Source organism: Nonomuraea sp. NPDC049758, assembly GCF_040674635.1.
Lineage (GTDB): Bacteria > Actinomycetota > Actinomycetes > Streptosporangiales > Streptosporangiaceae > Nonomuraea.
On record NZ_JBFAMZ010000001.1, the window covers coordinates 246,697 to 267,552 of the forward strand.

At 71.9% G+C, this 20,856-nt stretch carries 22 protein-coding genes and 1 pseudogene; 15 read left to right on the top strand and 8 right to left on the bottom strand.

Annotation, left to right across the window (positions count from 1 at the left end):
- The first annotated feature begins 84 nt into the window (after positions 1-84).
- From glpK to AB0J46_RS01155, 4 genes are all read left to right on the top strand, one after another.
- The gene (glpK, locus tag AB0J46_RS01140) at positions 85-1,542 is read left to right on the top strand and encodes a glycerol kinase GlpK (RefSeq protein WP_364324727.1); all 1,458 of its coding nucleotides are present in this window, start codon (positions 85-87) and stop codon (positions 1,540-1,542) included.
- Between the two features lie 14 nt (positions 1,543-1,556).
- Positions 1,557-3,107, top strand: a complete 1,551-nt coding sequence (locus AB0J46_RS01145; RefSeq protein ID WP_364324730.1) for a glycerol-3-phosphate dehydrogenase/oxidase — start codon at positions 1,557-1,559, stop codon at positions 3,105-3,107.
- Between the two features lie 178 nt (positions 3,108-3,285).
- A complete protein-coding gene (locus tag AB0J46_RS01150; RefSeq protein WP_364324733.1) occupies positions 3,286-4,338 on the top strand; it encodes a glycosyltransferase family 4 protein in 1,053 nt (350 codons plus the stop codon).
- A 71-nt stretch (positions 4,339-4,409) separates the two neighbouring features.
- Positions 4,410-4,892, top strand: a complete 483-nt coding sequence (locus tag AB0J46_RS01155) for a hypothetical protein (protein ID WP_352326153.1) — start codon at positions 4,410-4,412, stop codon at positions 4,890-4,892.
- A 189-nt stretch (positions 4,893-5,081) separates the two neighbouring features.
- Here AB0J46_RS01155 and AB0J46_RS01160 read toward each other — a convergent pair whose 3' ends face one another.
- From AB0J46_RS01160 to AB0J46_RS01175, 4 genes are read right to left on the bottom strand one after another with little or no spacing between them, the layout of a single operon-like run.
- Entirely contained in the window at positions 5,082-6,491 is a 1,410-nt protein-coding gene (locus tag AB0J46_RS01160; protein ID WP_352326154.1) for an NAD-dependent malic enzyme, read from the bottom strand.
- 56 nt (positions 6,492-6,547) lie between these two features.
- Positions 6,548-7,177: a cytidylate kinase-like family protein gene (locus tag AB0J46_RS01165; protein ID WP_364324737.1), complete on the bottom strand. Its 630-nt coding sequence runs from the start codon at positions 7,175-7,177 to the stop codon at positions 6,548-6,550.
- A 9-nt stretch (positions 7,178-7,186) separates the two neighbouring features.
- On the bottom strand, positions 7,187-8,125 hold the full coding sequence (locus tag AB0J46_RS01170; protein WP_364324740.1) for a tetratricopeptide repeat protein: 939 nt from the start codon (positions 8,123-8,125) through the stop codon (positions 7,187-7,189).
- Positions 8,109-8,660, bottom strand: a complete 552-nt coding sequence (locus tag AB0J46_RS01175; RefSeq protein ID WP_358283492.1) for a MarR family transcriptional regulator — start codon at positions 8,658-8,660, stop codon at positions 8,109-8,111. The genes AB0J46_RS01170 and AB0J46_RS01175 overlap by 17 nt, the downstream gene beginning before the upstream one ends.
- Before the next feature lie 229 nt (positions 8,661-8,889).
- Here AB0J46_RS01175 and AB0J46_RS01180 point away from each other — a divergent pair, with 229 nt between their 5' ends.
- The 6 genes from AB0J46_RS01180 (at position 8,890) to AB0J46_RS01205 (ending at position 13,053) form a co-directional block, all read left to right on the top strand.
- Positions 8,890-10,215: a hypothetical protein gene (locus AB0J46_RS01180; RefSeq protein ID WP_364324744.1), complete on the top strand. Its 1,326-nt coding sequence runs from the start codon at positions 8,890-8,892 to the stop codon at positions 10,213-10,215.
- A gap of 59 nt (positions 10,216-10,274) precedes the next feature.
- Entirely contained in the window at positions 10,275-10,946 is a 672-nt protein-coding gene (locus AB0J46_RS01185; RefSeq protein ID WP_364324747.1) for a DUF4230 domain-containing protein, read from the top strand.
- Between the two features lie 230 nt (positions 10,947-11,176).
- Entirely contained in the window at positions 11,177-11,329 is a 153-nt protein-coding gene (locus tag AB0J46_RS01190) for a hypothetical protein (protein ID WP_352324303.1), read from the top strand.
- Between the two features lie 234 nt (positions 11,330-11,563).
- Positions 11,564-12,022 carry a hypothetical protein gene (locus AB0J46_RS01195; RefSeq protein ID WP_364324750.1) on the top strand — a complete coding sequence of 153 codons (459 nt, stop codon included), beginning with the start codon at positions 11,564-11,566 and terminating at the stop codon, positions 12,020-12,022.
- A 145-nt stretch (positions 12,023-12,167) separates the two neighbouring features.
- On the top strand, positions 12,168-12,776 hold the full coding sequence (locus AB0J46_RS01200; protein ID WP_364324753.1) for an RNA polymerase sigma factor: 609 nt from the start codon (positions 12,168-12,170) through the stop codon (positions 12,774-12,776).
- Positions 12,769-13,053 (top strand): hypothetical protein, encoded by a 285-nt coding sequence (locus AB0J46_RS01205; RefSeq protein WP_364324756.1) that lies wholly within the window; start codon positions 12,769-12,771, stop codon positions 13,051-13,053. The genes AB0J46_RS01200 and AB0J46_RS01205 overlap by 8 nt, the downstream gene beginning before the upstream one ends.
- A gap of 80 nt (positions 13,054-13,133) precedes the next feature.
- On the opposite strand, the gene AB0J46_RS01210 is transcribed toward AB0J46_RS01205, so the two are convergent.
- A complete protein-coding gene (locus tag AB0J46_RS01210; RefSeq protein WP_364324759.1) occupies positions 13,134-14,315 on the bottom strand; it encodes an acetyl-CoA C-acetyltransferase in 1,182 nt (393 codons plus the stop codon).
- A gap of 86 nt (positions 14,316-14,401) precedes the next feature.
- On the opposite strand from AB0J46_RS01210, the gene mce reads away from it, so the two are divergent.
- The 3 genes from mce to AB0J46_RS01225 all read left to right on the top strand — a co-directional run bounded on the left by mce (position 14,402) and on the right by AB0J46_RS01225 (position 17,569).
- The gene (gene mce, locus AB0J46_RS01215; RefSeq protein ID WP_352350044.1) at positions 14,402-14,824 is read left to right on the top strand and encodes a methylmalonyl-CoA epimerase; all 423 of its coding nucleotides are present in this window, start codon (positions 14,402-14,404) and stop codon (positions 14,822-14,824) included.
- Between the two features lie 191 nt (positions 14,825-15,015).
- Positions 15,016-16,305: a DivIVA domain-containing protein gene (locus tag AB0J46_RS01220; RefSeq protein WP_352350042.1), complete on the top strand. Its 1,290-nt coding sequence runs from the start codon at positions 15,016-15,018 to the stop codon at positions 16,303-16,305.
- A gap of 124 nt (positions 16,306-16,429) precedes the next feature.
- Positions 16,430-17,569: an AI-2E family transporter gene (locus AB0J46_RS01225; RefSeq protein ID WP_364324763.1), complete on the top strand. Its 1,140-nt coding sequence runs from the start codon at positions 16,430-16,432 to the stop codon at positions 17,567-17,569.
- On the opposite strand, the gene AB0J46_RS01230 is transcribed toward AB0J46_RS01225, so the two are convergent.
- Positions 17,529-18,281 (bottom strand): alpha/beta fold hydrolase, encoded by a 753-nt coding sequence (locus AB0J46_RS01230; protein WP_358283479.1) that lies wholly within the window; start codon positions 18,279-18,281, stop codon positions 17,529-17,531. The genes AB0J46_RS01225 and AB0J46_RS01230 overlap by 41 nt on opposite strands.
- A 175-nt stretch (positions 18,282-18,456) precedes the next feature.
- Between AB0J46_RS01230 and AB0J46_RS01235 the strand changes: the two genes are divergently transcribed.
- Positions 18,457-18,900, top strand: a complete 444-nt coding sequence (locus AB0J46_RS01235; RefSeq protein ID WP_364324766.1) for a CAP domain-containing protein — start codon at positions 18,457-18,459, stop codon at positions 18,898-18,900.
- Positions 18,901-18,920: 20 nt separating this feature from the next.
- Here the strand turns inward: AB0J46_RS01235 and AB0J46_RS01240 are convergent, their stop codons facing one another.
- Both AB0J46_RS01240 and AB0J46_RS01245 read right to left on the bottom strand, forming a co-directional pair.
- Entirely contained in the window at positions 18,921-19,682 is a 762-nt protein-coding gene (locus AB0J46_RS01240) for an SDR family NAD(P)-dependent oxidoreductase (RefSeq protein WP_358283475.1), read from the bottom strand.
- A 75-nt stretch (positions 19,683-19,757) separates the two neighbouring features.
- Positions 19,758-20,093, bottom strand: a complete 336-nt coding sequence (locus tag AB0J46_RS01245; protein ID WP_364324769.1) for a hypothetical protein — start codon at positions 20,091-20,093, stop codon at positions 19,758-19,760.
- 112 nt (positions 20,094-20,205) lie between these two features.
- Between AB0J46_RS01245 and AB0J46_RS01250 the strand changes: the two are divergent.
- Positions 20,206-20,855: pseudogene (locus tag AB0J46_RS01250) on the top strand (response regulator transcription factor); the annotation flags it as partial.
- Position 20,856 lies beyond the last annotated feature (1 nt).

The following is a 20,856-nucleotide window of genomic DNA, read 5'->3' on the forward strand; positions in this document are numbered from 1 at the left end:
CGGTTGAACAACACCGGGGCAAACACGTAACATCGCTCACATCGTTCGACAATGTCGAACCCCGACTCCCAAGCGAGGAACCTCGTGCCTCGACCGCACTACATCGCAGCCATCGACCAGGGCACCACGTCCAGCCGGTGCATCGTCTTCGACCAGGCCGGCAACATCGTCACCGTCGCCCAGCGCGAGCACCGCCAGATCTTCCCCAAGCCGGGCTGGGTCGAGCACGACGCCGAGGAGATCTGGCGGTCGGTCCGGACCGTCATGGCCGAGGCCACCGAGGGGCTCGACATCGCCGCGCTGGGCATCACCAACCAGCGCGAGACCACCGTCCTGTGGGACCGGAAGACCGGGCGTCCCGTCTGCCCCGCGATCGTGTGGCAGGACACCAGGACCGACGCGCTCACCCGCACGCTCGCCGAGCACGAGGGGCTGTTCAAGGAGAAGGCCGGCCTGCCGCTGACCACCTACTTCTCCGGGCCGAAGATCCGCTGGCTGCTCGACGCGTACGGGCTGCACGAGCGGGCCGGGCGCGGCGAGGTGCTGTTCGGCACGATGGACAGCTGGCTGCTGTGGAACCTGACCGGCCGCCACCTGACCGACGTGACCAACGCCAGCCGCACGATGCTGATGAACATCCACACGCTGAGCTGGGACGACGACCTGCTCGCCGCCCTCGGCGTGCCGCGCGCGATGCTGCCGGAGATCCGCCCGTCCGCCGAGGTCTACGGCCACACAGCGGCCGGCGTGCCGGTGGCCTCCGCGCTCGGCGACCAGCAGGCGGCGCTGTTCGGCCAGACCTGCTTCGAGCCCGGCGAGACCAAGAGCACCTACGGCTCGGGCAGCTTCCTGCTGATGAACACCGGCCAGGACCCCGTCGTCTCCCGGCACGGCCTGCTGACCACCGTCGGCTACCAGATCGGCGACGGCCCGGCCACGTACGCGCTGGAGGGCGCCATCGCCGTCACCGGCTCGCTGGTGCAGTGGCTGCGCGACAACCTGGGCCTGATCTCCAGCGCCGCCGAGATCGAGACGCTGGCCAAGACCGTCGACGACAACGGCGGCTGCTACTTCGTCCCGGCCTTCTCGGGGCTGTTCGCGCCCCACTGGCGCTCCGACGCGCGCGGCGTGATCGCCGGGCTGACCGGGTTCGTCACCAAGGGGCACATCGCGCGGGCCGTCCTGGAGGCCACCGCCTGGCAGACCCGCGAGGTCGTCGACGCGATGAACGCCGACTCCGGCCTCGACCTGACCACGCTGCGCGCCGACGGCGGCATGACGGCCGACAACCTGCTCATGCAGACGCTGGCCGACGTGCTGGCCGTCCCCGTGATCAGGCCGATGGTCGCCGAGACCACCGCGCTCGGCGCCGCGTACGCCGCCGGCCTGGCCACCGGCTACTGGCCCGACCTCGACAGCCTGCGCGCCAACTGGCACAAGGCGTCGGAGTGGCGGCCGGAGATCGACGAACAGGTCCGCGCGCGGGAGTACCGCAATTGGAAGAAGGCCGTGGCCCGCACCCTCGACTGGGTCGAACAGTAGGACTGGAGCACGTCATGAACATCGCCATCGGCGCCGACCGGGCCGAGATCCGGCACGAGCTCTCCCGCGCCACGTACGACCTGCTGGTGATCGGCGGCGGCATCCTCGGCACCTCCGTCACCTGGATGGCCGCGCAGGCGGGGCTGCGGGTGGCGATGGTCGAGGCGGGCGACTTCGCCGGGGCCACCTCCAGCGCGTCGTCCAAGCTGGTCCACGGCGGCCTGCGCTACCTGCAGACCGGCAACGTCAAGCTGGTCGCCGAGAACCACCGCGAACGCCGTGCCCTGGCCGCCGACATCGCGCCCCACCTGGTCAAACCGCTCAGCTTCCTGGTGCCGATCTACAAGGGCGGCCCGCACGGCGCGGCCAAGCTCGGCGCCGGCGTCTTCCTGTACTCCGCGCTGTCGGTGTTCGGCGACGGCATGGGCAAGGTCATCACGCCGCACCAGGCCATGACCCGCGTCCCCGCGCTGCGCAGCGAGGGGCTGCGCGCCGCCGCCGTCTACGGCGACCACCAGATGAACGACAGCCGCGTCGCCGTCATGACCGTGCGCGCGGCCGTCGACGCGGGCGCGGTCGTGCTCAACCACGCCGAGGTCGTCGGACTGCGCAAGTCGGGCGGCAACGTGACCGGGGCAGAGCTGCGCGACCGCCTCGACGGCACCGAGTTCGGGGTGGACGCCCGGCTCGTCCTCAACGCCACCGGCCCGTGGGTGGACCACCTGCGCCGGATGGAGGACCCGCACGCGGCGCCGAGCATCAGGCTCTCCAAGGGCGCCCACCTGGTCATGCGCCGCCACGACCCGTGGAAGGCCGCGCTCACCACGCCGATCGACAAGTACCGGGTCTCCTTCGCCATCCCGTGGGAGGACCACCTGCTGCTCGGCACCACCGACGAGGCGTACGAGGGCGACCCGGCCGACGTGCGCGCCACCGACGCCGACATCGCCCAGATCCTCGACGAGGCCGGTCACGCCGTCCGTGACTGCCAGCTCCGGCGTGAGGACATCACCTACGCCTTCGCCGGGCTGCGCGTGCTGCCCGGCGGCCCCGGGCAGGTGTCGGCCGCCAAGCGGGAGACCGTCGTGACCAGGGGCGCGGGCGGCATGTTGTCGGTCGCGGGCGGCAAGTGGACCACCTACCGGCACATCGGCAGGCACGTCCTGGAGACCCTCTCCCGCCTGCCGGGCCGGCCGCTGGGCGACGACCTGGCCGACATCCTGCCCGCCGTGCCGCTGCCGGGCCTGGCCAGCCCGGACGCCGTCGCCATGCGCCTGTGGACCGAACGCGAGCCGGGCGCCCGCATGGACCCGCTGGTCGCCCGCAACCTGGCCACCCACTACGGCACGATCGCCTTCGACGTGGCCCGGCTCATCCGCGACGACCCCTCGCTCGGCGAGCGCATCCACCCCGACGGGCCCGACATCTGGGCCCAGGCCGTCTACGCCCGCGACCACGAGTGGGCGGCCACCGTCGACGACGTCGTGCGCCGCCGTACCACGCTCACCGTGCGCGGCCTCGACACGCCCGACGTCCGCACCCGCATCGAGCGGCTCCTCGCCTGACCGTCACCCCGGCCGCGGCGGCGCCCCGCCGCCGCGGCTGCGACGAACGTCACCGCAGTTCACAGGTTCGAAGCGGCCGGCACGGGGAATCCGAGATGGCGCACCCGCCGCCTCGCATCGAGGCTGCGGGCCGCCTACCGGCCGAACCCTCTTCTGCCGCCCCTACGGAGGTGACGTCATGTCCGCCAAGTCCCGGCTGCACATCGCGATGGTGGCTCCCCCGAGGTTCGAGAACCCGCCCCGCTCGTACGGCGGTGTCAAGGTCATGATGGACGACCTCGCGCGGTCCCTGCTCAGACTGGGCCACCAGGTCACCCTGATCGGCGCGGGCCGGTCGGGCACGTCTCCCCACGTCCTGGCCGCCTACACCCAGCCGCCCTCCCACCCGCTGGACGAACCCGCCCCTAGGGCGGCGGTCCCCGACGTCCGGCCGGCGGACCTGGACGTGGACGTCGTCCACGACCACTCCCCGGCGGGCTCGGTGACCGCCCTGAACCCCCGGATCCCGACGGTGACGACCGTGCACGGCCCGGCCTCGGGCGAGCAGGCCGAGCGCTACCGCCGGCTCGGCGACTCCGTCGGCCTGGTGTCCACCTCGACGTTCCAGCGCATGCAGGCCCCCGACCTCAACTGGCTGGGCACCGTGCACAACGGCGTGGACCTGAAGAGCTTCCCCTTCCGCGAGCGCAAGGAGGACTACGCGCTCTTCCTCGGCCGGTTCAGCCCCGGCAAGGGCGCCCACCTGGCCATCGACGCCGCCCGGCGGGCCGGCCGGCGCATCGTGCTCGCCGGCCGGCTGAACGAGCCGTCCGAGCACGAGTACTTCGACCGCCACATCCGCCCCCGGCTCGGCGACGACGCCGTCTACGTCGGCGAGGCCGACGGAGCGCGCAAGCGCGAGCTGCTGGCCGACGCCCACTGCCTGCTCTTCCCCAGCCGCCGGGAGGAGGCGTTCGGCATGGTCATGATCGAGGCCATGGCGAGCGGCACCCCGGTGGTCGCGCTGCGCGGCGGCGCCGTGGGCGAGGTCCTCGTCGACGGCATCACCGGGTACGTCTGCGACGACCCGGCCGACCTGGCCGAGGCGGTCGAGGCCGCGGGCGGCCTGAACCCGGCCGACTGCCGCATGCACGTCAAGCGCAACTTCGACGCGCTCGGCATGGCCATGGGCTACGAGAAGATCTACGAGCTGAGCATCCGCGACCGGCGTCCGGCGCCGTTCGCCGCCTGACCCGCGCGTCCCCGTGCGGCGGATCGCCGCCGCACGGGGTGTCGCCCCCGTCCCGGGGGAAGGGGGTAGGCATGCGCACTGCCATGAACGAGGCCCTGATCAGGCATTTCACCGACCTGCGCGACGGCGTCCACGGCGGCGTCACCGCGCGGGAGGACAAGGAACGCCTGTTCGCCACGGCGGTCGAGCTGCTCGACCCGGTGGCGCGGGCGACGCTGGACGAGTTCAACGCCGACCTGCTCCTCGGCACGGGGCAGGTGGTGGCCAGCGGGCTCACCAGGTCTCAGGAGGGCGGGCTCAACGCCATGTGGTCGCTCACGTGGCCGGAGCAGCGCGACAAGGACATCCTGCCGATCGCGATCGTGGCCCACTACGGCGCCGACTTCCACCACCCGCACCTGCGCGGCAACACGGTCGGCGACTGGCCGCTGAACGTCTTCGACCACTCGGACGCGGCGGGGCAGCTCACCACCCTGCGCGCCATCGCCGCCGCCGACGCCCACAACCTGGTCTTCCAGGAAAGCTACCGCCTCATCCCCGCCGTCACCCGGTAGGCCTCTTCGTTCTCACGGCCCTTTCCGCTTTTCGTCTTTACGGCTTCGCGTGGTCAGGCCACCCGCCGTACGTCGGCTGGTGGCCTTCCATGTCACGCCCGCTGACCCTTCACCGGCGCGCCACCGTGACGGTGCGCTCTGTGGGCCGCCTGGGTGCGGGGCCGCGCCTGTCGGGGCGGCCCCTGTGCGTCACGCCTCGGTGAAGCCTCTTGCGCGGCCGCCGGCGCTCTCGCGGACCGCGGCGGCCACCGCCGTCGCCACGTCGGGGTGGAAGACGCTCGGCACGATGTAGTTGGGGCCCAGCTCCTCCGGGGTCACCACGGCCGCCAGCGCGCCCGCCGCGGCCAGCAGCATCTCCTGCGTCACCCCGCCGGCCTGCGCGTCGAGCAGGCCGCGGAACACGCCCGGGAAGGCCAGTACGTTGTTGATCTGGTTGGGGTAGTCGGAGCGGCCGGTCGCCACCACGGCGGCGTGCTCGCGCGCGTCGTCGGGCGAGACCTCGGGCTCGGGGTTGGCCAGCGCGAACACCACGGAGTCCTTGGCCATCGTCGCGATGTCGTCGCCGGTCAGGATGCCGGGCGCGGACACGCCCACGAACACGTCGGCGTCCTTGACCGCGCCGCGCAGGTCGCCCGCGTAGCCGTCGGCGTTGGTGTGCTCGGCGATCCAGCGCAGCGAGTCGTCGAGGTCGTCGCGGCCCTTGTGCACGGCGCCCAGGTAGTCGCAGACGACCACGTTGCGGGCGCCGGCGGCCAGCAGCAGCCGCAGCACCGCGTTCCCGGCCGCGCCGGCGCCGGCCATCGTGATCCTGACGTTCTCGATGGACTTGTTCACCACGCGCAGCGCGTTGGTCAGCGCCGCCAGCACGCAGATCGCCGTGCCGTGCTGGTCGTCGTGGAAGACCGGGATGTCCAGCAGCTCGCGCAGCCGGCGCTCGACCTCGAAGCAGCGCGGCGCGCCGATGTCCTCCAGGTTGATGCCGCCGAACCCGGGCGCGATCAGCTGCACGGTGCGGACGATCTCGTCGACGTCCTGGGTGTCGAGGCAGATCGGCCAGGCGTCGATGCCCGCGAACCGCTTGAACAGGGCCGCCTTGCCCTCCATGACCGGCAGCGCGGCCTCCGGCCCGATGTTGCCCAGGCCCAGCACCGCCGACCCGTCGGTGACCACGGCCACCGAGTTGCGCTTGATCGTCAGGCGCCGCGCGTCCTCCTTGTTCCTGGCGATGGCCATCGACACGCGCGCCACGCCCGGGGTGTAGGCCATGGACAGCTCGTCGCGGTTGCGCAGCGGCACCTTCGACTTCATCTCGATCTTGCCGCCGAGGTGCATGAGGAACGTGCGGTCGGAGACCTTGTGGATGACGACGCCCTCGACCGCCTCCAGCTGGTCGACGATGGCCTGCGCGTGGTCGGTGTCACGCGCGGCGCAGGTGACGTCGATGCGGAGCTTCTCGTGGCCCGCGTTGGTGACGTCGAGGGCGGTCACCACGCCTCCGGCCGACTCTACGGCGTGGGTGAGCTGGCTCACGGCCTTGCCGCCTGCGGGCACCTCAAGACGCACGGTTATGGAGTACGACACACTCGGGACGGTCGCCACGTCAATCGCTCCTTCGGGACTGACCAAGAAGTCATCCAAGGATAGGGGGCATCAGGTCAACCCAGTGCCGTCGCTGCGGTGACGATGAGATCGACACACGCGGGGACGGGAATCGTCGTGCTGTCGAGCACAAGGTGATAGTGGCACGGATCACCCGGATCCGCCCGGTAGAAGTGGCGGACGTAGGCCGTCCTGGCCCGGTCGTTGTCCTCGACGACGGCCCGCGCCTCCCGCTCGCTCGTGCCGCTCAGCGTGGCCGTCTGGCGGACCCGGCGCTTCAGCGGCGCGTCGAGCCTGACATGGAGGGCGCCGGGATGGTCGGCCAGCACCAGGGCGCCGGCGCGGCCCAGGAAGACGCCTCCCTGGGCCAGGGCCATCTCCTTCATCATGCGCTCGGTGCGCCGGACGAACTCCTCGGGCGGCAGCGGCATCGCGCCGGGGACGTACATGTCCACGCCGCCGAAGGTGACCGTGGGCAGCCGGATGGCGCCCGACAGCAGCCTGCCCAGGCCGTGCTCGGCGCGGTCGTCGTGGGCCAGCGCCTCCTCCAGCGTGCAGCCGAGCTCCTTGGCCACGGCGCTGGGGATGGCACGGTCGACGAAGGGCACGCCGAGCCGTTCGGCGACGGCCGGGCCGATGAGGCTGCCGGCCGTGCCGTAGGTCGCGGAGATCGTGACGACCCGCATACCCCCAGGTTAGAACAGGGCGCTCGCCAATGCTCTACGCGCTTTCGCCAAAGATGGGTCGTCTGACGGCAACGCGTCGAAAAGTCCGAGCAAGTGCTTTCTGGCCCGGTCGCGGTCGTCGCCCGACGTGCGCTTGACCACGGCCACCACGCGCTCGAACGCCTCGTCGACCGCGCCGGAGAGCATCTCCAGGTCGGCGGCCAGCAGCTGCGCGTCGACGTCGGACGGGTCCTGGAGGCGCCGCTGCACGTCGGCCGGGTCGGCCGCGGAGGTGCGCTTGATCAGGCCGACGCCCGCCAGGCCCATCTTGGCGTCCTCGTCGCCGGGGACGCGGGCCAGCAGGCGCTGGTAGGCCGCCTCGGCCGCGTCGAGGTCGCCCGCGTCGATGGCCTGCTCGGCCGCCACCAGGTCGGGGTCGGCGGGCGGCCCGGCGGGCTCCTGCGGCCCCTCCTCGGCCGCCGGCGGCCGGGCGTCGGGGTTGGCCTGGTAGAACTGCTCGACCGCGCCCATCAGCTCGTCGAGCCAGCGGCGCACCTCCTGCTCGGGCAGCACCTGCTGGAAGCCGGTGACGGCCTGCCCCTGGAAGATGGCCAGCACGGTCGGCACGGCCTGCACCCGCAGCGCCTGCGCGATCTGGGGGCTGGCGTCGACGTTGACCTTGGCCAGCACGGCCCGGCCGCCCAGGTCGCCGATCACCTTCTCCAGCACCGGGCTGAGCTGGGCGCTGCCGGGTGCCCTCGGCGACCACAGGTCGAGCACCACCGGCACGGTCATCGACCGGTCGATGACGTCCGTCGTGAACGTCTCCTCGGTCACGTCGACGACCGAGGCCGAGGTGGCCCCCTGGGGACCGGCGGCCTCCCGCCGGGCCTGGGCCTCCAGTGCCTGTTTGCGCGCGCCCAGGTCCACAGCTCCGTAGAGCGACCCGGGCCTAGAGAAGTCCGCCATGCTCCTCATCTTGCCGCATGGACGGGCCCGCGAAGTCACCCGCCGCCACCCTCAGCGTGCGGAGCTGGTCGAAGATCTGGCGGAGTTCGTCCTCGGCGTACATCGTGAGGCCGAACTCGGCGGCCATCAGGTCGTCGGTGGCCCGGCGCACGACCTCCCTGCCCTTGCCGGTGATCTCGGCCAGCACGCCGCGGCCGTCGCGGGGGTTGGGCAGGCGGCAGACGAACCCGGACTTCTCCAGCCTGTCCACCGTGTTCGTGACGCTGGTGGGGTGGACCATGAGCCGTTCGCCGATCTTCCACAGCGGCAGCGAGCCGGTGTGGCTGAAGGTCAGCAGGACCAGGGCCTCGTAGCGGGCGAAGGTGAGGTCGTGGGGTTTCAGCAGCGAGTCGAGCTGCGACAGCAGGATCTGCTGCGCTCTCATGATCGAGGTGACCGCGGCCATCGCGGAGGAAGGCCCGAAGCGGGCACGCCAGCTCTCCGCGGCGCGGTCGATGGGATCGAACGGCAGATTGAGCGGCTTCGGCTGGGACACAGCGCTACGGTAGCGTGCCTCTCGTCCCGGTTTCGTCGGGCTACCTGGAGCGACAGGCTTCACCGCTTGACCAAGAATCCGACCGTCAATCATCACGCTCCGTTATGGTTCTCTCACGTAAGGTGACGCGGAAGCCAAGTCCATCTGCCGTGGGGACGGGTCTGGGCTGGCATTCTTCCGCTTTGCCGAGGGCACGGGGGGTGCTTGGTGAACATCAACGGGATACAGGGTGCGTGAGCACTCGGGCGTTACACGCGAGGAGCTGAAGCACAGCGCGGCCGTGACAGTGGCGGTGCTGCTCGCTCTCGGCCTGGTCGCGGCGTGGAACGTCCTGATACCCGGCGTCGACGCGTGGGAGAACATCCTGGCCGCGGTCATCGGCTCGCTGCGGATGACCGGGCCGGTGGCGGCCGCGTTCGCCGCGTGGGTGGCGTTGCGCAAGCGGCGCGCCCTGCGCGGGCGGTCGCTCACGACCTGGCGGGCGCTCAAGGCGCCGCTGGCGATCGTGGTGGTGGTGCTGGGCTCGTTCGGCGCGACGGTGCTGGTGCTGGCGGTCAAGACCGTGCTCACCGACCAGGCGGGGCGGCTCAGCCTGTCCGGCCTGGGCATGGGCATGGCGGGCCTGGCGCTCTACGCGGTGATCGGGTGGGTGGCCGGCTGGGTCGTGCCCAAGGCGCTCACGCCGCCGATCGCGGGGCTGGCCTGCTACGTCGCCTTCTCCTGGCTGGCCGACGACCGGGGGCTGGCCGACCGGCTGGTGCCGGGCACGGGCGAGCCGTACGACCTGTTCCAGGGGCTGGGCGGGGCGCCGTTCTTCGACCAGACGATCTGGCTGCTCGGCATCACCTGCGCGCTGCTGCTCGGCTGGGCGGCGCTGGTGACCAGGCAGGCCCTGGTGCTGGCGTGCGCGCTGCTGGCCGTGCTGGCGGCGGGCATGGGCGTGTCGCGGATGCTGGCCCACCCCAAGCCGGCCGCGGCCGAGGACATCGCCTACGCCTGCCAGGAGTGGCCGATCACGGTCTGCCTGCACCCCGGGATGCGGGCCGGGCAGACCGAGCTGGGCGCGGTGTTCACGCAGATCGCCTCGCGCCTGGCCGGCACGCCGGCCGCGTTCACGCGGGTGGAGCAGCGGCCGCTGGACGAGCCGCTGAAGCCCTCCAACGGCCTGGCGCCGATCCACGTGCCCGACCTGTCGGCGGGGTTCGCCGAGGAGGCGGCCTACGAGTACATCGACGCGCTGGCCGCCCGCTGCCCCGGCACGCCGGCCGACGGCTACCGGGAGATCGTGATGGCCTGGCTGCGCGGCGAGCCGCTGCCCGGCGGCCCGCTGCCCGAGCACCAGTACGCCGCGTCCTGGTTCTCCGGTCTCGACGAGCACCAGCGCAGGGAGTGGCTGCGCATGTTCTACAGCGACTTCCAGGCGTGCCGCCTGTCCAGCACGCACTTCGGCGGCGGTCCGGCCCCCACCGCCGTCATCACGCCCCCCACCGGCGCCACGCCCGAGAGCAGCCACGTCTACCCGGTCTATCCCGACCCCGGCACCCCGGGCACCTGAGGACGAAGATGTCACCCTGCGGGTGGCACTGATGATCGCCGAGCGGGTAGTCATGCCCCATGACGACTTCCCAGACGACGCCGCCGGACCTGGCTCCCCGGCGGCGGCGCAGGTGGCGATATGCGGCCGGGTTCCTCGTCCTGGCGGTCCTGCTCGTGGTGGGCGGCCGGCTGGCCTGGACCTGGCTCAACCCGTTCGGAGAGCAGACCGTCGACCGCAGCCAGCCGGTGCTGCTGCAGTCCATCAAGGACCTCAGCCGGTTCGAGGCGGCCACGGGCACCTTCCAGGTCGTCGTCGACCTGGAGAAGGACGCAAACTTCCTGCCCGACGCGGTCAAGGGCACCCGCACGCTGTTCGTGGGCGCGGGCGGCGTCGACGCCTACGTCGACTTCTCGGCCATGGGGGCGGGCGCGGTGACCGTGAACAAGGAGCGCACCGAGGCCACCGTCCGCCTCCCGCGCGCCCAGTTGGAGAAGCCCAACCTGGACAACAGCCGCTCGTACGTGTTCGCTCAGCAGCGCGGCCTGCTCGACCGCGTCCAGGACTTCCTGTCGGGCTCCCCGGGCGACCAGCGCGAGCTCTACCTGCTGGCGGAGAAGAAGATCACCGAGGCGGCCGTGGCCAGCGACCTGCGGGCGCGGGCCGACGCCAACACCAGATCGATGCTCACCGGCATGCTCAAGTCGCTCGGGTTCGCCAAGGTGACCGTGAAGTTCACCGACGAGCCCTGACGGGCGTCCTTACCCCGCCTGCGGGCCGCTCCACCTCGGGTGGGGCGGCCCGTCCGCGTTCCCGCCTAGGTATGCCGAGGCGTCCTTAGTCCATGGGCGTGTCTGCCTAAGTACCTCCCTACCTGCCCGAACCCCGGCAGATAGGACATCCGCCCGATGTGGCGGGAGGGGCCTTAGGAGGAGTCTTAAGAGTGCAGGGAACAAGGAAACACCAACAGCAGGAGCATCGGATGAACGCCGAACTCGAGTACTCCGTCATGCAGCACCACGCCGCCGAACTCCGTCGGGCCGCCGCCGAGCAGCGGCGCGTACGGGAAGCGCTGAAGGGACAGCGTTCCGAGCGTCGCCACCGCTCGGTCTTCGCCAAGTTCCTGGCTTCATGACCGTCCACAAGCAGCCCGGCCGCAACCTCCCTCGCGGCCGGGCTGAGATGCCCCCTTAGGGGGCGCGTCCGGCGCCGGATTCCTGGCCGGCCCGAGCGCAGCGTCACCGACACCCCGGTCCCGTTCCTGGTCGGACCGGGGTTTCGCGCGTTCACGCCGTACGTCGCGGGGGCTCGTACGGCGTGGGCGGGACACTGACGGAAGATGTCAGGGATCGGCGCATACCGTCCGGGCATGGACAACAGCTTCGACTTCTTCGTCGGCACCTGGACCTCACGGCAGCGGCGGCTGCGCAAGGCGCTGGCCGGCAGCGACGAATGGTACGAGTTCACCGGCCACACCAGGTGCTGGAGCGTCCTGGACGGCGCGGGCAACATCGACGAGGTCACCTTTCCCAGCGAGGGCTCGGCCGGGGTGACCCTGCGCCTGTACGACAAGGCGGCCGGCACCTGGTCGCTCTACTGGGCCGGCAGCTCCACCGGCATGTCCCTGCCGCCCGTCGTGGGCCGCTTCGACGACACCGGAGTCGGCCTGTTCACCTGCGACGACGTGTACGACGGCAGGCCGATCAAGGTCGCCTACGTCTGGTCGGACATCACCGCCGAGTCGTGCCGATGGGAGCAGCGCTTCTCCCCCGACGGCGGGACGACCTGGGAGACCAACTGGACGGCCGACTTCACCCGCGTCTCCTGAATCCTTTTCGGGGGTCGGCGCCTCTCATGTCCGTACAACGGAACGAGACAATGGGAGACCATCATGGTGATCGCCATCGCGGCCGGCGCTGCGGCCGTACTGATCTGCACGTGCGTCGTCGTACTGCGGCGAAGGAGCAAGGAACGTGGCTGACCCGCAGCGCCTCGGCACGGCCGCCGGGCCCGGCGCCCCGGCGCCGGGGCCGGCCGGCGGCGGGCGCGCCTGGTCGGACGAGCAGCTGATCAACGCGGCCCGAGCCGGCGACGCCGACTCGATCGCCGCGCTGGTGTCGGGCGCCCACCCGCACGTGCGGCGCTTCGCCCACACGCTGTGCGCCACGCCGGAGGACGCCGAGGACGCCGCCCAGGAGGCGCTGATCGTCCTGTACCGCAAGATCGGCACCCTGCGCGCGTCCGGAGCGCTGGCCTCGTGGATGTTCCGGATCATCCGCAACGAATGCATCAGGCGGGCCCGCCTGATGCTGCGTCCCGAACCGCCCGCGCCCTCCTCGGCCGCCGCGCAGTCGGCCGAGGAGGAGATGTTCGAACGGCTGGAGGCCGCGCGGGTGGCCGAGGCCATCGCGGCACTCCCCGCCGACCAGCGGCGGGTGCTCATCATGCGGGACGTCCAGGGGCTCAGCGGCCGCATGGTCGCCGACGCCCTCGGGCTGAGCGTCCCGGCGATGAAGTCCCGCCTGCACCGCGCCCGTGCGACCGTGCACGGCCTGCTGTCCCAAGGAGCCCTCCATGACTGAGCCCACCGCGGGGACGTCACTGCCCCGTCACCTGGCCCGCGGCGCGCTGGGCTTCGGCGCGCTGATCGCCTCGATCGCGCTGATCCCGTGGACCGGGCCGGTCAGCCTGGTGCTCGCCGTCCCCGGCGCGATCGCCCTGCGCGGGTGCCCGGCGTGCTGGGTGATGGCGCTGGTGCAGCTCGTCTCGATGGGACGCATGCAGCGCCAGTGCACCGACGGCGTGTGCGAGCTGGTCCCGGCGGGCGCGCGGCACACGGGCGAGGGCGCGGCTCATTGACCGCGCCCTGACCGGCGACCGCGCACAGCGGGCAAGAGACAGGCCCACCCGACGACAGCGACCGGGTGGGCCGGGACGGGTCAGGGCACGCGGATGATCAGCGCGTCGCCCTGCCCGCCGCCGCCGCACAGGCCGGCCGCCCCGAGGCCGCCGCCCCGCCGCTTCAGCTCGTACGCCAGCGTCAGCACGATCCGCGCCCCCGAGGCCCCGATCGGGTGCCCGAGCGCGATGCCGCCGCCGTTGACGTTCACCTTGTCCAGCGGCACGCCGAGCTCCTTGGCCGACTGCAGGACCACGCTCGCGAACGCCTCGTTGATCTCGATCAGGTCGAGGTCGTCGGCGGTCAGCCCCTGCTTGGACAGCGCGTGCTTGATGGCGTTGGCCGGCTGCGACTGCAGGGACGCGTCGGGCCCGGCCACGTTGCCGTGCCGGCCGATCTCCGCCAGCCACGGCAGCCCGAGCTCCTCGGCCTTGGCCTTCGACATGACCACCACGGCGCACGCGCCGTCGGAGATCTGCGAGGCCGACCCGGCGGTGATGGTGCCGTCGGCGGCGAAGGCCGGGCGCAGCTTGGCCAGCGTCTCGGCGGTGGTGTCGCCGCGGATGCCCTCGTCCTCCCGGACGATCACCGGCTCGCCGCGGCGCTGCGGGATCTCGACCGGGACGATCTCCTCCTCGAAGACGCCGTTCTTGGTGGCGGCGGCGGCGAGCTGGTGGGAGCGGGCCGACAGGGCGTCCTGCTCGTCGCGGGCGATGCCGAGCCGGGCGTTGTGCCGCTCGGTCGACTCGCCCATCGCGCACTGGTCGAAGGCGCAGAACAGGCCGTCGTGGGCCATGGAGTCGACCACGTCGGAGCCGCCGTACTTGACGCCCTTACGCAGCCCCGGCAGCAGGTGGGGGGCGTTGGTCATGGACTCCATGCCGCCCGCGACCACGATGTCGAACTCGCCGGCGCGGATGAGCTGGTCGGCCAGGGCGATGGCGTCGAGGCCCGACAGGCAGACCTTGTTGACGGTCAGCGAGGGCACGGTCATCGGGATGCCGGCCTTGACGGCGGCCTGGCGGGAGGGGATCTGACCCGCGCCCGCCTGGAGCACCTGGCCCATGATCACGTACTCGACGGCCTCCGGGGCCACTCCGGCACGTTCCAGGGCGGCCTTGATGGCGATGCCACCCAGCTCCACGCCGGACAGCCCGGACAGGGCGCCGAGCAACTTGCCGATGGGGGTACGAGCTCCGGCGACGATGACGGAACTGGACATTGGCGGCGGCCTCCTGTGCTCACGAGGGGTTCTTTGACACCATACCCACGAGTAGGAGCTCGCTCGCTATGGAGGTAGGCCACACAATGTTCATGCGCATCGACCACATCGGGATCGCCTGCCACGACCTGGAGGAGAAGATCGCGTTCTTCTCCGAGACGTTCGAGCTGACCGTCGTGGCCCGCGAGGTCAACGAGGCGCAGGGCGTCAAGGAGGCGATGCTGCACATCGCCGACGGCGAGGGCGGGGGCTCCTACATCCAGCTGCTGGAACCGCTCTCCGACGACTCGCCGGTGGGGAAATTCCTCGCCAAACGGGGCGAAGGTGTCCACCATGTGGCATTTGGGGTTTCCGACGTCGCCGAGGCCATGACTAAGATCAACGAGAAGGGCGTGAGGGTGCTGGACGAACGTCCGCGGCACGGTTCGATGGGGTCGCAGATCGCGTTCCTGCACCCCAAAGATGTGGGAGGAATGCTCACCGAGTTGGTCCAAGCGGCCTCGCGCTAGCAAACGGAAATTTCGTACATAAGTAACTAGTCACGCAGAAAGCTGGACGGGGCCCGAAGGTGGCACCAGCGGAGTACGCTGGCTTCCCACCGGACAGGGAGCCTGCCGCGAGGCACAGGCTCCTGGCTCGGCTGCCCCGAACCCCCCGTCCGGCCCGTGTAGCCGTCTCGACAACCCAGGATCGAGCCTCCATGCAGTCCGACATCGACGCCCAGCTCAACAACTTCTTCGAGGACGCCCCGGCACGCGAGTTCGACGTCGTGCTCAGGGGCTACGACCGGCACCAGGTGCACGACCACCTCAAGCAGCTCGACCTGGAGCTACGCCAGTCCAGGGAGCAGGTCACCAACCTGCAGCGCGATCTGTCCGACTCCCAGCGCCAGCTGCAGGAGCAGGAGCGTCCGACGTACTCCGGTCTCGGCGCCCGCATCGAGCAGTTGCTGCGCCTGGCCGAGGAGCAGGCCACCGAGCTCGTGCAGGCCGCCCGGACCGAGGCCAACGAGATCAAGGCCGCCGCCAAGGTCGAGGCCGCCGACCTGCGGGCCGCCGCCGAGGCCGAGGCCGCCGAGAAGCGGGCCCAGGCCACGCGGGAGAGCGACGACATGCGCTCCACCGCCGAGCGGGACGCCGAGGAGATCCGTTCCACCGCCCGCCGCGAGGCCGACGAGCTGACCAACACCACCGAGCGCGAGGCCGCCAAGCTGCGGGCCACCGCCGACCACGAGGTGGCCGAGAAGCGGGCCGACGCCGAGCGCGAGATCGCCAAGCTGCGCACCACCACCGAGCGCGAGGTGGCGCAGCTGCGCGCCTCGACCAAGCGCGAGCGCGACGAGGTGCTGACCACCGCCAAGCGGCAGGCCGACGAGATGCGCGCGCAGGCTCAGCGGGTGCTGGAGGAGTCGGAGGCCAAGCGGGCCCAGGACGAGGCGGAGTTCGAGATCCAGCTCGCCTCCCGCCGGGAGGAGGCCGAGCGCCAGGAGGCCGAGCGCCACGCCACCGCCCAGGCCAACACGCAGAAGATGGTCGCCGAGGCCGAGCAGCGGGCCGCCACGGCCGAGTCGCGCGCCACGAAGGCCACCCAGCAGGCCGAGCAGACGCGCCGCGAGGCCGACCTGCACGCCAAGCAGCTCGTCGCCAACGCCCGCAAGAGCGCCGAGACGATCATGTCGGAGGCCAAGACCAGCGCCGAGACGATCGTCACCGAGGCGAAGAACGACGCCGAGCGCACCCGCACCACGATGCAGCGCCAGGTCGACGAGCTGACCAGGCAGCGCGACAGCATCACCAGCCACCTGGCCCAGCTGCGCCAGCTGCTCGGCGGCGCCGCCCTGCCGGGCCTGGAGCCGGAGCCCGCGGTCGCCGCGGCCCCGGCCAAGCCGGCCATCGCAGCGCCGGCCGCCGAGCCGGTCGCGCCGCCCACGACGCCCGCTCCCAAGGTCGAGGCCAAGAGCGAGGACGACGCGGAGTGGTGGCAGGAGTGACGGCGGGCTAGACGGGAGACCGCACACGGGGGCAGCGAACGGCTGGAGAGAGGGCCTGGTGACCTTGGGTCGCTAGGCTCTCTTTCTGTTTCCCCGACACCTCCCGTCCCCCTAGGAGCCCCCCGTGTCCGCAGAAGCCGAGCCCAGGACCGCCGAGGAGGCCGAGGCGCCCCGGGAGTCCGGTCCCACCGAGGAGCAGGGGCCCGCCGAGGAGCCGGCGCCTTACGGGCTGCCGGGCAAGCCGTTCGCCCGCGGGCCCTTCCTGTTCGGGCTGGTGGGCGGGCTGGGCGTGCTGACCGCCATCGCGCTCGCCCAGATGATCGAGAAGTCGCTCAGCACGATCATCCTCATCGTCGTGGCGATGTTCCTGGCCGTGGGCCTCAACCCGGCGGTCGAGGCGTTGCAGCGGCGCGGCCTGGGCAGGCGGCCGGCGATCTCGATCGTGTTCACCGGGGTGGTCGTGGCGTTCGCGCTGTTCGGCCTGGCCGTGGTGCCGCCGGTCAGCCAGCAGTTGTCGGAGTTCATCGCGGCCGTGCCCGGCTACATCACCGACCTGAGCAACCATCCGACGGTCCGCCAGATCGAGGCCGAGTACCACGTGCTGGCGCAGGTGCGTCAGTTCGTGACCAGCACGCTCGGGCCCGCGCTGGCCAGCGGCATCATGGGCGCGGGTCTGGTGGTGCTCAACGGCGTGTTCACCACGGTGACGCTGCTGGTGCTCATGCTGTACTTCCTGGGCTCGCTGCACACGATCAAGGAGTACCTGCTCAAGCTCGTCCCGGCCTCGCGCCGGCCGCGCACGACGGCCATCACCGAGCAGATCCTCACCGGCATCGGCGGCTACGTCGCGGGCAACGTGCTCATCTCGGTCATCGCGGGCGTGCTGACCTGGATCTTCCTGTCGATCGCCGGGGTCCAGTACGCGCTCGCGCTCGCCCTCGTCGTGGCCCTGACCGACCTGATCCCGCTGGTGGGCGCCACGATCGGCGCGGTGCTGGTCACCGGGGTCGCGCTGCTGCAGTCGCTGCCCGCCGGCATCGCCTGCGCCATCTTCTTCGTGGTCTACCAGCAGATCGAGAACTACTTCATCTACCCCAGGGTGATGAAGCGCTCGGTGGACGTGACGCCCGCCGTGACGGTGATCGCCGCGCTGTTCGGCGGCGCCCTGCTCGGCATCGTCGGAGCGTTGCTGGCGATCCCGGTGGCCGCCGCCATCGCGCTGATCATCCGGGAGATCGTGCTGCCCCGCCAAGCTCGGTCCTGAGGAACTCGGCCACCGTCGCGTTGAACGCCTCCGGCTGCTCGACCGCGCTCAGGTGGCCGGCCTTGGGGATGACCTCCAGCCTGCCCTCGGGCGCGGCCCGCGCCATGGCCTCGGCGTCGGCGGGCGGTGACAGCTCGTCCTCCTCCCCCACGACGATCAGCAGGGGCACCTTCAGCTCGCCCAGCGTGCCGAAGGAGTCGGGACGCGCGGCCATGGCCCGTTGCGCCCAGGCCACGGCCCCCGGCGGGGCCGACTGCACCAGGCCCTTGACCCGGCCGAACACCATGGCCCTGCGTTCCTTGGTCGTGGGCCCGATGAGCGCCGGCAGCACCTCGCTGACCAGCACCTCGCTCCCCTCGTCCAGCACGGCGCGGGCGATGCGTTCCCGGTTGTCCCTGGCGGCGGGCGGGTCGGTGCCGGCCTTGGTGTCGGCCAGGACCACGCCCAGCACCCGGTCGGGATGCCGGCGGCAGAACGCCATGGTCACGTAGCCGCCCATCGACAACCCGCCGACCACCGCCCGGTCGATGCCCTCGTCGTCGAGCAGCCGGGCGACGTCGTCGGCCATCAGATCGAGGGAGGGCTCGTCGTCGCCCAGCCGGGAGCCGCCGAATCCGCGCAGGTCGGGGGTGATGACCCGGCAGACCGTCGACAGCCCTTCGCGCTGGGCCAGCCACATCGCCGACGACAGCGGGAACGCGTGAAGCAGCACAACCGGGAGTCCGCTCCCGGCCGATCTCGTGTAGAGCTGCACGGACCACACGGTAGCCGGGTTCACGGAGACATTCACTTATTGACCTATGCCGGTATACCGGGATAAGCCCGACCGCTTCCGGACGTTGCCCTGCGGCGGTCCCAGCACGCACAATCCAGGCGAGGTGATAGCGATGGCCGGAACCCGTCCCGCCCTCCCCGACGCCACCAACAACGCCTTCCTGCAGGAGGCGCTGAACGAGGTCAACGCCCACCGGGCCAAACACCACGCGCCCCCGCTCACGATGGACCCGCTGCTGGTCGGGTACGCCAGGTCCAGGGCCGCCTCGCGCTCCGAGCACGAGGGCCTGAGCGCCGGGCACGACGGCCTGCGCGCGGGCACGGGCGAGAGCCTCTTCTGGCACCCCGGTGACGCCACCGCCGGGGACGCCGTCGCCGCCTGGCACGACCGGGCGGCCGGTGACGGCCGGGCGGAGACCACCGGCGACTTCGGCCGGCTCGTCCTGGCGGGCACCACCAGGATGGGCGCCGGCCGCGTGGCGGGCAACGGCGGCCGGTCGTTCGAGACGTACGTCGTCTTCGTGTTCGAGCCGCCGGGCGAGCCCGGAGTCGTCTGAGGGCCCCGGCGCACGAGGGCTCAGCCGATCGCGGTGGCCCCGCCGTCGACGAACAGCACCTGCCCGGTCATGTACGCCGACGCCTCCCCGGCCAGGAACACGGCCGGCTGGGCCATCTCCTCCGGCGTGCCCCAGCGCCGCATGGGCACGCCCGCGACCGTGGCCGCGGCGGCGGCCTCGTCCTGCCACAGGTTGCGGTTGAGGTCGGTGGCCGTCCAGCCGGGGCACAGGGCGTTGACCCGGACGCCCGCCGGCGCCCACTCGGCCGCGAGCGTCTTGGTCAGGGCCACCAGCCCGGCCTTGGCGGCGGCGTACGGGGCGAGCAGCGGAGCGCCGCGCGCCGCCACCGAGGCCACGTTGATCACCGAGCCGGAGCCGCGGCCCAGCAGGTGGGGCGCGACGGCGTGGCAGACGGCCATGGCGGAGTCGAGGTTGAGCCGCATCAGCTTGTCCCAGCCGGACAGGCGCAGGTCCTTGAACTCGACCAGGAAGTTCGAGCCGCCGGCGTTGTTGACGACGACGTCGAGGTGCCCGAGCCCGTCGATCGAGGCGGCGACGGCCGCGGCGGCCGCCTCGCGGTCGGTGAGGTCGGCCGGGATCACGACGGCCCGCCTGCCGAGCGCCTGGACCTCCTTGGCCACCTCGGCGAGGGGCTCGGCCGACCTGCTGACCAGGGCGACGTCGGCGCCCGCCGCGGCGTAGGCGAGCGCGATGGCCCGCCCGATGCCCTTCGACGCCCCGGTGACCAGAGCCGTCCTGCCGGACAGGTCGAACGCGCCCACACTGCCTCCTCGCTCGGAACCGAACAAGATTCTACAAATCTTGCCCGGCCCGCGCTATGCCCGTACCGCCCCGAATCACGACAGGACGGGCGCCGCGGGCGCGGCCGGAGCCTGCGGCGCGGCCGGCAGCCTCGCCCCTCGCGGCAGCAGCGACTCGCACGCCCTGACCGCCGCCCCGTACGTCGCCGACAGCGCGTCCACCCGCTCGCCGTCGATGCTGAGGTTGATCAGCCCGTCCTCGGAGACGGTGACCCCGGGGAGGTCCGGCAGCCCGTGCGCGCGCACGCAGGCGGTGAACGCCTTCCCGCCGTCGCCCGGCCCGCTCTCCCCGTACGACGCCGCCGCCCCGCCCGCCACGGCGGCGAAGACCAGGGCGGCCAGGACCACCCGCCTGATGGTCGAACCCTTCATGATGACTCCTCCGTTTCGTCCGACGCTCCCAGCGAACCCCGCCCCCGGTAACCGCCCGGGAACGACGGCGGTTACCCCGCTGTAACCCCGCTCTGGGCATGCTGGGCGGACCATGAGGGTGCTGATCGTCGAAGACCACGAGGAGCTCGCCCACACCGTCGCCGCCGGCCTGCGCCGCGAGGGCATGGCCGTCGACGTGGCGCTGGACGGGCCCGCCGGGCTGGAACGCACGTCCGTCAACGACTACGACGTGGTCGTGCTCGACCGCGACCTGCCCGGCCTGCACGGCGACGACGTGTGCCGCAGCCTGGCCGCCGGCGGCCATCCGGCGCGCGTGCTGATGCTCACCGCCGCCGGGACCATCGACGACCGGGTGAGCGGGCTGGGCATCGGGGCCGACGACTACCTGCCCAAGCCGTTCGCGTTCGCCGAACTGGTGGCCAGGATCCGGGCGCTGGCCAGACGGGCGCGTCCGGCGCTGCCCGCGGTGCTGGTCCACGGCGGGTTGCGGCTCGACCCGGCCACGCGGGTGGCCACCCGCGACGGGCGCCGGCTGCCGCTCAGCCCGAAGGAGTTCGCGGTGCTGGAGCTGCTGCTGTCGGCGGGCGGCGCGGTCGTCTCGGCCGAGCAGCTGCTCGAACGCGGGTGGGACGAGTTCGCCGACCCGTTCACCCAGACCGTGAAGGTCACGGTCAGCCGGTTGCGCCGCAAGCTCGCGACCCGCCGCTGATCGAGACCGTGCCGCAGGCCGGGTACCGGATGG

Excerpts from the sequence above, each read along its gene's own strand:
- AB0J46_RS01195 (WP_364324750.1), top strand. The coding sequence starts at position 11,564 with ATGGACAACAGCTTCGACTTCTTCGTCGGCACCTGGACCTCACGGCAG.
- AB0J46_RS01170 (WP_364324740.1), bottom strand. The coding sequence starts at position 8,125 with ATGGCGGACTTCTCTAGGCCCGGGTCGCTCTACGGAGCTGTGGACCTG.
- AB0J46_RS01145 (WP_364324730.1), top strand. The coding sequence starts at position 1,557 with ATGAACATCGCCATCGGCGCCGACCGGGCCGAGATCCGGCACGAGCTC.
- mce (WP_352350044.1), top strand. The coding sequence starts at position 14,402 with ATGTTCATGCGCATCGACCACATCGGGATCGCCTGCCACGACCTGGAG.
- AB0J46_RS01235 (WP_364324766.1), top strand. The coding sequence starts at position 18,457 with ATGGCCGGAACCCGTCCCGCCCTCCCCGACGCCACCAACAACGCCTTC.
- AB0J46_RS01155 (WP_352326153.1), top strand. The coding sequence starts at position 4,410 with ATGCGCACTGCCATGAACGAGGCCCTGATCAGGCATTTCACCGACCTG.
- AB0J46_RS01205 (WP_364324756.1), top strand. The coding sequence starts at position 12,769 with ATGACTGAGCCCACCGCGGGGACGTCACTGCCCCGTCACCTGGCCCGC.
- AB0J46_RS01185 (WP_364324747.1), top strand. The coding sequence starts at position 10,275 with ATGACGACTTCCCAGACGACGCCGCCGGACCTGGCTCCCCGGCGGCGG.
- AB0J46_RS01245 (WP_364324769.1), bottom strand. The coding sequence starts at position 20,093 with ATGAAGGGTTCGACCATCAGGCGGGTGGTCCTGGCCGCCCTGGTCTTC.
- AB0J46_RS01190 (WP_352324303.1), top strand. The coding sequence starts at position 11,177 with ATGAACGCCGAACTCGAGTACTCCGTCATGCAGCACCACGCCGCCGAA.
- AB0J46_RS01150 (WP_364324733.1), top strand. The coding sequence starts at position 3,286 with ATGTCCGCCAAGTCCCGGCTGCACATCGCGATGGTGGCTCCCCCGAGG.
- AB0J46_RS01220 (WP_352350042.1), top strand. The coding sequence starts at position 15,016 with ATGCAGTCCGACATCGACGCCCAGCTCAACAACTTCTTCGAGGACGCC.
- AB0J46_RS01210 (WP_364324759.1), bottom strand. The coding sequence starts at position 14,315 with ATGTCCAGTTCCGTCATCGTCGCCGGAGCTCGTACCCCCATCGGCAAG.
- AB0J46_RS01165 (WP_364324737.1), bottom strand. The coding sequence starts at position 7,177 with ATGCGGGTCGTCACGATCTCCGCGACCTACGGCACGGCCGGCAGCCTC.